At 44.7% G+C, this 11,929-nt stretch carries 10 protein-coding genes and 2 pseudogenes; 6 read left to right on the top strand and 6 right to left on the bottom strand.

The window, feature by feature from the left end; genetic code table 11:
* A pseudogene (locus K4039_RS22555) lies at nucleotides 1-397 on the top strand (hypothetical protein); the annotation flags it as partial.
* Between the two features lie 41 nt (nucleotides 398-438).
* Nucleotides 439-945, top strand: a complete 507-nt coding sequence (locus K4039_RS22550) for a tetratricopeptide repeat protein (RefSeq protein WP_265238730.1) — start codon at nucleotides 439-441, stop codon at nucleotides 943-945.
* An 82-nt stretch (nucleotides 946-1,027) separates the two neighbouring features.
* On the opposite strand, the gene K4039_RS22545 is transcribed toward K4039_RS22550, so the two are convergent.
* Nucleotides 1,028-1,414, bottom strand: a complete 387-nt coding sequence (locus K4039_RS22545; protein WP_265238728.1) for a VanZ family protein — start codon at nucleotides 1,412-1,414, stop codon at nucleotides 1,028-1,030.
* 322 nt (nucleotides 1,415-1,736) lie between these two features.
* On the opposite strand from K4039_RS22545, the gene K4039_RS22540 reads away from it, so the two are divergent.
* The gene (locus tag K4039_RS22540; protein ID WP_265238726.1) at nucleotides 1,737-3,677 is read left to right on the top strand and encodes a S9 family peptidase; all 1,941 of its coding nucleotides are present in this window, start codon (nucleotides 1,737-1,739) and stop codon (nucleotides 3,675-3,677) included.
* A gap of 185 nt (nucleotides 3,678-3,862) precedes the next feature.
* On the opposite strand, the gene K4039_RS22535 is transcribed toward K4039_RS22540, so the two are convergent.
* Complete coding sequence (locus K4039_RS22535; RefSeq protein WP_265238725.1) at nucleotides 3,863-3,985, bottom strand: hypothetical protein; 123 nt, start codon at nucleotides 3,983-3,985, stop codon at nucleotides 3,863-3,865.
* A 5-nt stretch (nucleotides 3,986-3,990) separates the two neighbouring features.
* On the opposite strand from K4039_RS22535, the gene K4039_RS22530 reads away from it, so the two are divergent.
* A complete protein-coding gene (locus K4039_RS22530) occupies nucleotides 3,991-4,209 on the top strand; it encodes a hypothetical protein (protein WP_265238723.1) in 219 nt (72 codons plus the stop codon).
* 216 nt (nucleotides 4,210-4,425) lie between these two features.
* On the opposite strand, the gene K4039_RS22525 is transcribed toward K4039_RS22530, so the two are convergent.
* From K4039_RS22525 to K4039_RS22510, 4 genes and pseudogenes are all read right to left on the bottom strand, one after another.
* The gene (locus tag K4039_RS22525) at nucleotides 4,426-5,214 is read right to left on the bottom strand and encodes a universal stress protein (protein ID WP_265238721.1); all 789 of its coding nucleotides are present in this window, start codon (nucleotides 5,212-5,214) and stop codon (nucleotides 4,426-4,428) included.
* 46 nt (nucleotides 5,215-5,260) lie between these two features.
* Nucleotides 5,261-5,704: pseudogene (locus tag K4039_RS22520) on the bottom strand (ATP-binding cassette domain-containing protein); the annotation flags it as partial.
* Nucleotides 5,705-5,745: 41 nt separating this feature from the next.
* Nucleotides 5,746-6,587, bottom strand: a protein-coding gene (locus K4039_RS22515; RefSeq protein WP_265238719.1) for an IS5 family transposase whose coding sequence is annotated in 2 segments (ribosomal slippage) — nucleotides 5,746-6,197 and nucleotides 6,197-6,587 — 843 coding nt in all. Because the reading frame shifts where the segments join, the coding sequence is not laid out codon by codon here.
* A 173-nt stretch (nucleotides 6,588-6,760) separates the two neighbouring features.
* On the bottom strand, nucleotides 6,761-8,098 hold the full coding sequence (locus tag K4039_RS22510; protein WP_265238716.1) for an ArsB/NhaD family transporter: 1,338 nt from the start codon (nucleotides 8,096-8,098) through the stop codon (nucleotides 6,761-6,763).
* Nucleotides 8,099-8,189: 91 nt separating this feature from the next.
* On the opposite strand from K4039_RS22510, the gene K4039_RS22505 reads away from it, so the two are divergent.
* Complete coding sequence (locus tag K4039_RS22505) at nucleotides 8,190-9,590, top strand: HAMP domain-containing sensor histidine kinase (protein WP_321161642.1); 1,401 nt, start codon at nucleotides 8,190-8,192, stop codon at nucleotides 9,588-9,590.
* Nucleotides 9,591-9,624: 34 nt separating this feature from the next.
* Nucleotides 9,625-11,796, top strand: a complete 2,172-nt coding sequence (gene bchD / locus K4039_RS22500) for a magnesium chelatase ATPase subunit D (protein WP_265238715.1) — start codon at nucleotides 9,625-9,627, stop codon at nucleotides 11,794-11,796.
* The last annotated feature ends 133 nt before the right edge of the window (nucleotides 11,797-11,929 follow it).

Below are 11,929 nucleotides of genomic sequence, written 5' to 3'. Positions count from 1 at the left end.
GCCGATTTACCCCCCCGCCAGCGAATTTCCACCCCTTGAGGACGCTAAACCGCCAGCCGAGTCTGACAACAACCAGGCTACCGCCAGCCCCAAAAACCGCACTTTATTTGATACAATTCCTCAAGTTTCAGAAGCTAGAACCTACTTTGAAGAACGCTGGAAGCCACCAGAAGGCATGGAACAAACCTTGGAATACAGCGTGCAAATCGATGAGAACGGCTCAATTCAAACTATTGTACCGATGGGAAAAGCAGCATCCGATAATATCGAACAAGTTAATATGCCCTTAGTCGGCGAGCCCTTTGTTTCTCCCGTTTCCAACGGAAAAATTCCAAAAATCCGAGTGGTTTTGAGACCGAACGGTCGAGTACAAACATTTTTAGAAGAGACTGATTAAACCCTCTAACCAACATTTTCTAGCTTGAAAAATAAGGTTGATTGCCAATATTAAGCAAATACAAAAACAATCGATTTTTAGGTGTAACGGCCACCACCAGCTTGTTGACAGTAGCTTTAGTTTGTGCCGCAAACATTTCTTTGCCAGTGCGGGCAGAATTACCTGTAAAAAATATCTTAGTTCAAAATACAGGAGCCAACGAATATTTTCAGCAAGGCTTAAGTTTGGCTGCACAACAAGATAGAGAAGGTGCAGAAGCCGCCTTTCGCAGAGCAATTCAAATCGACCCCAATTTAGCCGAAGCTTACGCCAACTTAGGCAGCCTTCTAGCCAATCAAAACAAACTAGCAGAAGCAGTTCCCAATTTTCAAACCGCAATTCGCCTCAAACCGAACGTCCCAGAATTTCATTATATGTTTGGGCAAGTCCTCTACGCACAAGATAAAATATCAGATGCAGTAGAGTTATTTAAAAAAGCCAGAGATTTATTGAAAAAGCAAGGCAAAACTCAAGAAGCAAATTCACTCGAACGAGTGATTAAAGCATGACAAAGTAACTCAATTAGGGTGCGTACCGCAAACCACACCCTAATTGACGATTCTCCCTCAAAATCTGGTATGGCAGTTTCTCTCAATTCCCTTTTTTTCTATCCCAAACTTCTCCAACCCAATAAAAAACCGCAATCCCGGCAAAACTAAATAAAAAATCTTCAATACTAGCAGTACGATTCGGTAAAATAGCTTGCAGCGTTTCTTCCGCAGCAGTAAACACAGTAAAAATTGCCGGCCCGAAAGGAATTGGATAATTAAATAAACGCATCATTTTTTTCCCCGTCGCTCGATGGCACAAAAAAGAGGCAATACCGTACAAAATAAAGTGTCCGAGTTTGTCATAAGGCGGATGAGCAAGAGGAAAGTTAACTAATTTTCCCATATCTGCTATCAGCATAATACTGAGAATACTTAAAAAATACAAAACAGAGGCAACAATCCAGAATTTTTTTGAAAATAATTTCATCTAATTTTCCCCCCAATATATTTGTAGGGGCGAAGCATTCCGGCAGTAAACCTCTGGTTCTCACTAAGGAATGAAAATTTAATAACTTATACTTTTGTTTTTGTGGGATGGGCGTCTCGCCCGTCCAGAAAGGGCGGGCTCTCCCGCCCACCCCACAAACTTGTGTAAATTATTTAATTCGCGATCCTAATAAATTGTTTGCCGGAATGCTTCGCCCTTCCACTCTACAAGTTTTTTGGACATTCTGCTTCCCCAGAGACTGAATTCCTGTAAAATACAAATATAAATTTATTTGTGCATCAAACACAACTGTCTCAACTATATGAATACCATATCACCTTACGGCTCTTGGAAATCTCCCATTACCTCAGATTTAATTGTTTCAGGAACTGTCGGACTCGGACAAATTGCCATTGACGGCGATGATATTTACTGGGTAGAAGGAAGACCCTCAGAAGCAGGGAGAAGCGTCATTGTGCGGCGCACTCCCGACGGTAAAATCAGTGACGTAACACCCGCACCTTTTAACGTTCGCACTCGCGTTCACGAATACGGCGGCGCTTCCTTTGCAGTTGCTAGCGGCACTATCTATTTCTCTCATTTTGCAGACCAGCGCATTTACTCTCAAACATTAGATACTCAACCAGAACCTCTGACACCGGCTACTAATTCTCGCTACGCAGATGTCATTATTGACAATCAAAGAAATCGCCTAATTTGCGTGCGCGAAGACCATTCAGGTGAAAGCGAATGTGTCAATACCATTGTCAGCATTAATTTAGATGACGGCGCAGATATTCAAATCTTAACTCAGGGCAATGATTTTTATGCTTCCCCGCGTTTGAGTCCTGACGGTTCTCAACTTTCCTGGATTTGTTGGAACCATCCAAATATGCCGTGGGATGGCACAGAATTGTGGGTAGCAGAAATTAATGCTGATGGTTCTTTAGGCGAAAAAAACTTAGTTGCTGGCGCAGTTGATGAGTCGATTTTTCAGCCGGAATGGTCAACCGATGGAGTTTTGTATTTTGTTTCCGATAAGTCGAATTGGTGGAATTTCTACCGCTGGCAATCTAGAACTTCCCTCAATCCCCAAGAAATCGAACCTCTCTGCGAAATGTCCGCTGAGTTCGGTCTTCCCCAATGGGTTTTTGGAATGTCTACCTATGCTGTTGTCTCGGAGAGCAAAATTATTTGCACCTACACTCAGCAAGGTAAGTGGCATTTGGCAAGTCTCGATTTAGCAACCAAGCAGTTGACAAATATTCAGACACCTTACACTGATATTTCGTCAGTCACAGCGCGGGAAGAAACAGTTATTTTTCTGGCAGGTTCACCGACTGAATCTACTGCTATTGTACAACTCAATTTAGCCACAAGTCAACTAGAAATATTGCGCAAATCTAGCGATTTACGCATCGAGTCTGGTTATCTTTCCGTACCGGAACCGCTGGAATTTCCCACAGAAAACGGTTTGACTGCTTTCGGCTTCTTCTATCCTCCGAAAAATCAAGATTTCGCAGCACCTGCGGGTGAAAAACCGCCGTTAGTTGTGAAAAGCCACGGCGGCCCCACTGCTGCTACTTCTAGTAGCATGAGTTTGAAAATTCAATATTGGACGAGTCGCGGTTTTGCTGTCCTTGATGTCAACTACGGCGGTAGCACTGGTTATGGCAGAGAATATCGCAGAAGACTGCAAGATAGTTGGGGGATTGTTGATGTTGATGACTGCGCTAACGGTGCTAAATATTTAGCCGAAAAGGGTTTGGTTGATGGCGAAAAAATGGCGATTGCTGGAGGCAGTGCAGGGGGATATACGACTCTGTGCGCTCTGACTTTCCGTGATGTTTTTAAGGCTGGTGCGAGCTATTATGGAGTTAGTGATTTGGAAGCTTTGGCAACTGATACTCATAAGTTTGAAGCGCGCTATCTGGATGGATTGATCGGGCCTTATCCTGGACGCAAAGATTTGTATGTCGCTCGTTCTCCCATTCATTCTGCTGAACGTTTATCTTGTCCTGTGATCTTCTTTCAAGGATTGGAGGATAAAGTTGTGCCACCCAATCAAGCGGAGATGATGGTGGAGATATTGAAGGCTAAGGGTTTGCCGGTTGCTTACGTTGCTTATGAAGGGGAACAGCACGGTTTTCGCCGCGCTGAAAATATCAAAAGAACTCTTGATGGCGAATTCTATTTCTATTCCCGGGTGTTTAAGTTTGAGTTGGCTGAACCAGTCGAAGCAGTGCCGATTTACAATCTTTAGCACAAATTAATGCTACCAAGAAAGTATTGGGTTTGTTTACACTGTTGCTTGCTGTAGTGCAGGTGCGTCGCTGTGAGATTGTAGATATGCAAGTCAGGGATTTTTTATGGCGACACACCCTACAGATTTAGGCATGATTCGCAAATATTGAATGTGATTTAGTTCACACATTTGGCTGTTTATTATCACAAGTTTTTGCTGTTGGCTGTCACATCTTTTAATGGAATATACGTAGAAACTATGAAAGTGCGATCGCTCTCTGTTACCGCAGAAACGATCGATCGCGCGATCGTCAAGTTGAGAGTCAATCTCTATGCAAACTCCTGTCAACCTGATTCCATCTGCTTTGGGCGAGCTGTTTGCCGAAGTGAATCATACTGGCTACATTACTTTAGCCGATCGCTACGGTTTGCTGGCAGCTATTTTTGACGAAACTTTGACTGAGGATGACAAACGCTCGATCGATCGCCTCCTGCGCTCTGTGTGCCGGGGTAGGATAAAATTGGTGAACGAACTTTCTATGGTCAGGTAAGTGCCGATAATTTTCCTTAATTCTAATTTTAAACATCTCAATAATCAAAAAAAAGTTCCAATTGTCTCATAATTGGAACTTTGATAGATGAAACTCTTTTTAATTCTTGATCAAGATATGACTAAAGCAAAAAAATAGTCTGACGCGCTACATAAAGTCGTAGGGTGCGCACTGCGCACCCTACATAATAGTAGTTTTGCGTAAGTTCTAACCAGTTTAACGTGCAGGCATAGCTGTAGCGAACTGCAACTTGCTTAAACTTTCTTCCGGCCCCAAATCCATCGGATAGCTGAGTGCCGCAGGAATTCCCAACACGCAACAGGGAAAATTCTTGCCTAGTTGTCTAACCAAGGGGTGATTACCAGAATTGCAGCCCAAAAATAGTAAATTTGCAGATTCTAGTTCTACCACATTTTTCAATTCTGTAGCAACCCGCCCGATGCGTAAATGAGCTTTGAATAAACCGCGCCATTCCTCAGCTAAACAGCGCGCTTGCCACAGCAACTTATCTGCTACTTCGTACTCATTATCTTGACCAAAAATTGCTCGCAAATAAGGCGGATCGATCCAGGTTGTCCGCTGGGATACCGATTGGATTTCGGCTGGAGGTAAAGCGATCGCAGGCGCCGCACATTTCAGGGCAGATATTTCCTCTAAATCCGATTGTTGTGGCTTGGCAGCCCAGAGATTTCCCGAAGCAAAATTGCAAGTATCTTCGCCGTAACTGTTGGGCGCTTCGTCGAGCACGTAGACGACTTGCACCGTGACTTCTTTGGTTGTTACTAAACGGGTTTGATGCGCAATCCAAAGGGTAATATCGAGAGCTGTTTGACTTTTGGGAGAACTGTTGTAACCGACAATAAAATTGATAGCTTTTGCCGATTTTGTAGATTTAGAATTCTTAGAAATTGGCACTTTTGGCTCCGGCAGCAACACCATTTCTTCCGCTAAGTTTTGGTATCCCAATGCACTTTCAAAACGCGCTAAAATGGTTTTGAGATTCACAGGCTTGACCTCTCTTAAGTGAATTATTTTGTCTGTTCGTCGGGTGTTATTCGTCTTGGGTAAAGTGGCGATCGAGAAAATTCAAAGCATAGTTTCGCAGTTCGTAATACTCCTGAGATTCGCGCAACTCCTGGCGATCGCGCGGATGGGCAAACGGTACTGCCAAAATCTCGCCGATTGTCGCCGCCGGGCCGTTTGTCATCAACACAATGCGATCGGACATATAGATAGCTTCATCCACATCGTGAGTAATCATCATTGCAGCTTGTCTGTGCTTTTCCCAGATATCCAGCACCTGTTTCTGCAACTTGCCACGAGTCAGAGCATCCAGCGCTCCAAACGGTTCGTCCATTAATAACATCTTCGGGCGAAGTGCCAGAGCTCGCGCAATCCCCACTCGCTGTTTCATGCCCCCTGAAATTTGATCGGGATATTTATCGGCTGCTGCTGTTAAGTTTACCATTGCTAGATGCTCGTTGACAAGGCTAATAGACCTCTTGCAAAAAAAATCTATGCTATAATAGAAAGTTTTCAATTTAATCCCCCTAGAGCTAACTCATAATTATAAATTGCTGATAACAAATTACAACGCTTTGCATAACGGCGGCGACGATTCCGATAACGACTCGACAAGATTTTAAAAATTTTTAGACTCCGGTTAACGTGTTCAATAACAATTCTTTCTTGTGCTAGAGCTCGATTGTAGTCTTTTTCTAAGAGAGAAAGTTTCCCATTTTTAGGTTTCTTTCTAGGAATATAACTATTGGAATGATCATCTTTTATGCCTTGATACCCACTATCTTGTAGGCTATCTGTTTCGGGATGAAAATGGATTTTACTTTTTTTAAACAAGCTAAAATCGTGGCAATGTCCTTGCCCAAAAGCAGTGCAAATAATTGCTCCTGTCTCTTGATTAATGACCAATTGAGTTTTGAGGGTATGACATTTCTTCTTGCCTGAATAATATTTTTTCTGTTTTTTTTGGGTCGTTCAATAGCTGTTTCTGTGACATCGATCGCCACGACTGCTGGATAATCAGAGTTTTTGAGTAATGCTTTTTTCCCAGGCAGACGGAATTTTCCCGTTTTCATTAAAGTTGATTCGATGTCAATTACAATTCGGCAAATAGTTGATTCAGATACTCCCCAATTTGTCGCAATATGAAAATATGTTCGATATTCTCGCCAATATTCCAATGCGACTAAGACCTGTTCTTCAAGAGTTAGGATAGTCCCACGCCCTCTTCTGTCTTTATGATTTTCTGACCTGAATTCTTCCAAGGCTTTAACCATTACTTTTAAAGTTTCAATTTTGACACCAAATCTACGTTTAAATTGATGAGATGTCAAGTTTAGATAAGATTGATTTTTCATGATTTACTGATTGTGCAACAACCAATATAAGTTTCTAGTATTTTATCCTGTTTCTAGCAAGGCAAGAGTAAAAATAAGTTAAGACTTTGGATTCAATCCAGTAAAGCAAAACTTTCCATTATATCATAAAATTATTTTGCAAGAGGTCTAATGACTAATGACTAATGACTTCTTCAAATCAAAAACCGAATAGTTACATAAACAGCAGCCACCACCAATTGCACCGCCATCACCGGAAGCCCGTAACGCAGAAAAGTTTGAAAAGAAATCCGCCGTCCGTACTGCTCCGAAATTCCCGCAGCCACTACATTAGAAGAAGCTCCTATCAAAGTGCCGTTTCCGCCTAAATTTGCCCCGTACATCATCGCATAAAACAGCGGTAGTACAGCAGGTGGAAACTGGCCTGCAAAATCTGGATTCAGCACTTCTGTCGGTGCGAGGCCGACATTCACCACATACTGTTTTAACAGCGGCACCATCGCCACTACCAACGGAATATTTGGCACTACGCTTGACATCAAACCCACAAAAAATAACAAACCTAAAGAACCCAGAAAAATATTTTCACCTAAAACAACTGCTAAAAATCCTGACATACTGCCAATGACTCCGGTTTTTTCTAAACCGCCAATTAGCACAAAAAATGACATAAAAAATAACAGCGTGCTCCAATCTAAATCCCGCAAAATATTGTTAACAGTATCTATTTTGGAATGGTGAGCTAAAAGCATTGCCAAACCAGCGCCCAACAAAGCAACCGCCGCCGGTGAAATTGGTATTGGCAGAGACTCTCCTACTACAAAAAATACCAGCACGAAAGCTGTGATTAAGCCGCCCACTACTAAAATTCGCGGGTGATTGATTGTTGGCTGTGGCAAATTATTCAAATTGTCTAATTTTTTTCGCCAAATTTCGGGAAACAGCCAAGGTAATATAGCTACTAAAGCTGCTACTGATATCGCCCCGCCCAAACTTAATTGAGTTAGGTAATCTGCAAAACTCATGTTAATCGCATCGCCGACAATGAATGTCGCCGGATCTCCCACGATCGTCAGCAATCCAGAACTGTTAGCTACAAATACCATTAAAATCAGTAATGGTACAAAATCTACCCCGATTTCTTGAGCTATTGGCGGAATTAACGGTGCTAGCAACATGACTGTTGTGGCATTGGGTAAAACTGCACAAATAGGTGTTGTAATTGCGACAATTCCCAGCAAGAGATTTTTGCCTTTGCCTTTAGCCAACAACACCATTTTAGTTGCCAAATAATCGAATACTTTGGTCGGCTCAAAGGCTCTCACCATGACCATCACTCCGAAAAATAAGCCCAGCGTTCCGTGACTGCGATCGATATATTCGATCGCATCCTTTAACGTCATCACGTGGGTAAACACCAGAATCAGCGCTCCCAGGAATGCCGCAATTGTGAGGTGTATCCATTCTGTAATTATTAAGAAAACTACACCGATAAATGTTGCCACAGCGATCGCAGCTTGCACGTTTTCCATTGAGTCCCCTGACAAAATTAAAACTTAAAAATTCCCAACTCTCGGTTTGAGGGATTATACTACTTTATGGCTATTATGTCAATAAGTTTAAGTGCTATTTTTGGCATTGACAAGCTGGGATCAACCGCTCGACAGAGATCCGGCACTCCTGAAAAAATTACCTCAAAACTACTTCTTTTGGCAGGGTTGCGATCGCCCGAAGTTTGGTATGTCGATCGGGCGATCGCTCAACTACAATGAAGCATGGGCAACATCTGCCAAACTCAACCCCCACGCAGACATCATGGACTACAGCCAAGTGCTCGCCGACAAAACCGATACTATCGTCAAAAACTGGATTGCAGCAGTACGTCAGGACAGAAAAATTGAAAGTGCTGACGCCTTAACGCACTCAGCAATAGAGGATCACATACCTCACCTGTTGGCCGCGATGGCCACAGTGCTTTCCCAATATCAAAACAGCGAAATAATAGTAATAATTGAAGCCAGTTTAGATCACGGATTTCTCAGAGCAGAACAAGGCTACGACGCTGCAGAAGTAGCCCGGGAATACCACTTATTGCGTCAAGTAATATTCTCCCAATTAGAAGCAGAATTGCTAGCAGGAACCACCGCCGAAGTATTCAGAGCTTTTCGGCTCATAGATGCCGTAGTAGATGAAGCAATTGCTCAGTGTTTGAATAGCTACGTCGCTCAGAGGCTGCGGGAACTTCAACAAATCCAAACTCAGTTACAACTCACAAATCAAGAACTGAATCGCCTCGTCAGCGTCAATCAAGAAAACGTCTACCATTTAGCTCACGAACTCAAAACTCCCCTCAACTCAATTATCGGTTATTCCGAACTGTTTTTGCGCCAAGAAAAATGGCAATCGGAAATCAAAGATACCCTCCCCGGCATCGAACACATCGAGCGAGTATTGCGCAACGGCAGACAGTTGCTGCGCCTGATTAACGACGCCCTAGAACTTTCTCGCGCCGACGCCGGAAAAATTAAACTTAACCTGCGGCAAACTAATGTACAATCTATAATTAACACCGTAGTAGAAATGATGCAGCCAATGGCTGATGCTAAAGGACTAAAGCTCGCAGTTACCAGCGACTGCGCCCCAAAACAAGTAGTCGCCGACGGACAGCGGCTGCAACAAATTGTCACCAACCTGCTGAGTAATGCCATTCGCTATACAGAATCCGGTAGCATCGAATTACACTGCCGTCAAGCTGGGGCAGAACATTGGGCGATCGCAATTACAGATACTGGTATTGGCATTGCCCCCACAGATCAAAATCGCATCTTTGACGCCTTCTTTCAAGCAGGAGAACCTAGCAGACACAAATTTCCTACCGAGAGCACCGGCCTGGGATTAGCCATAGTATCGCGGCTCGTGACACTGCTACAAGGCAAAATCGAGCTAGAATCAGAAATCGGAGTCGGCTCAACTTTTACCGTGATTCTGCCCCTAGAAGTCAAAATCCTTCAACCAGTAAACTAAACATTAAGTTCAAATTTTTACAGCCCAAAATCCTATGCCCGCAGCCAACCTTAGCCCTTCCACCACAGCCTTTCCCCTCACCGCCGTAGTCGGGCAAGAAGCCATCAAATTAGCCCTACTATTAGCAGCAGTCGATCCCGGATTGGGAGGAGTTGCGATCGCAGGCCGCCGCGGTACAGCAAAATCAGTAATGGCCCGCGCCTTGCATTCCCTACTCCCACCAATTGAAATTGTTAAAGACTCTTTTTGCAACGCCGAACCAGATGAAATTTTTGTAGAAAACACATCTTCTTTATTAGAAGAAAGCGGGCAAGAGTTAGCAGAAACAAGCGGGCAAGAGTTAGCAGAAACAAGCGGGCAAGAGTTAGCAGAAGCAAGCGGGCAAGATGCCCACACCGATACTAATTCCCCAAATACAGAAATAATTCCCACACCATTCATTCAAATTCCTTTGGGTGTCACCGAAGACAGACTCTTAGGTTCCGTCGATGTCGAACAATCTGTAAGATTTGGTCAAACTGTATTTCAAGCAGGACTCTTAGCCCAAGCAAATCGAGGCGTACTTTATGTAGACGAAATTAACCTCCTTGATGACAATATTTCCAACCAATTACTCACAGTATTAACCGAAGGGCGCAACCAAATAGAGCGCGAAGGCATCAGCTTCCAACACCCTTGCAAACCTCTATTCATCGCCACCTACAACCCTGAAGAAGGGCCGTTGAGAGAACATTTACTCGATCGCATCGCGATCGTCCTTTCCGCCGACGCAGCACTCCAACTAGAAGAAAGAGTCTATGCAGTAGAACAAGCTTTATCCTACTCCAGCTCCCCCCAAGAATTCCTCAACCAATACAGCGAAGATACCGACAACCTCAAAACCCAAATCATCCTCGCCAGAGAATGGCTCAAAGATGTCACCATCAGCCGCGAACAAATTGCCTACCTAGTCGAAGAAGCTATCCGTGGCGTAGTTCAGGGACACCGCGCCGAAATATTCGCAGTCCGCGTCGCCAAAGCCTGCGCCGCCATTGAGGGACGCACAGAAGTTAACGCCGAAGACCTGCGCCGCGCCGTAGAATTAGTCATCGTACCCCGCGCCACCGTCATCCAAACTCCCCCAGACGAAAACTCACCTCCTCCTCCCCCGCCGCCACCGCCACAAAAGCAGTCAGAACAAGAACAAGACGAACCCGAAAACGAACAAGAAGACGAAGAAGACCAAGAGGATGAAGACAAACCGGAGCCTGAAGAAGAACCAGAAAAAGATACCATTCCCGAAGAATTTCTGTTCGACCCCGAAGGCGTAATTCTCGACCCCGACGTGCTATTCTTCGCCCAATCCGCCAACCGCCAAGGCAAATCCGGCAGCCGAAGCACCATTTTCTCCGAAGATAGAGGCCGTTACGTCAAGCCAATGTTGCCCAAAGGCCCCGTCCGGCGCATCGCCGTTGACGCGACTCTCCGCGCCGCCGCACCCTACCAAAAAGCCCGCCGCCAAAGGAATTCAGACCAGGAACCCACGGCGAGTTCCAGCCCAAATCGAGAAAAGCGCGTATTTGTGGAACAGGGAGATATTCGGGCGAAGCGCTTGGCGAGAAAAGCTGGAGCTTTAGTCGTCTTTGTCGTGGATGCTTCGGGTTCGATGGCTCTCAATCGGATGCAGTCGGCGAAAGGTGCAGTCATGCAGTTACTCACGGAAGCTTATCAAAGTCGTGACCAAGTTGCGCTGATTCCGTTTCGTGGAGAACAAGCAGAGGTATTGCTACCGCCGACTCGCTCGATAGCCTTAGCCCGCAAGCGTTTGGAGCGGTTGCCCTGCGGCGGTGGTTCGCCCCTCGCCCACGGTTTGACGCAGGCGGTGCGCGTGGGAGTTAACGCGCGGCAGTCTGGAGATATTGGTCAAGTGGCGATTGTTGCGATTACTGACGGACGCGGTAATATTCCTTTGGCTCGTTCTTTGGGTGAACCGATTTTAGATGGCGAAAAGCCGGATATTAAGAAGGAATTGTTGGAAATTGCTGCCAAAATTCGCGGGTTGGGAATGCAGTTGCTGGTGATTGATACTGAGAGTAAGTTTATTTCGACTGGTTTTGCGAAGGAGTTGGCTAAGACTTCTGGCGGAAAATACTATCATTTGCCGAAGGCTTCTGAACAGTCGATCGCAGCTATGACTAAAAATGCTCTCCGCGACGCGATCGGCTAAAATTCTTAAATAGAGATTTGATTTCATCCGCATTTTTGAGGGCACGGGCATCCCGCCTGTGTTCCCCTCGGCTCTTCCCCCGACGCTCCTAAGTGGAGATCCCAATTTTAGACCAAAGTTCAAGCTCCCAGAT

The organism is Lyngbya sp. CCAP 1446/10 (genome assembly GCF_026130175.1).
Classification (GTDB): domain Bacteria; phylum Cyanobacteriota; class Cyanobacteriia; order Cyanobacteriales; family Microcoleaceae; genus Microcoleus.
The sequence above is the reverse complement of the archived record's forward strand: the minus strand, read 5'-3'. Positions and strand labels throughout refer to the sequence as shown.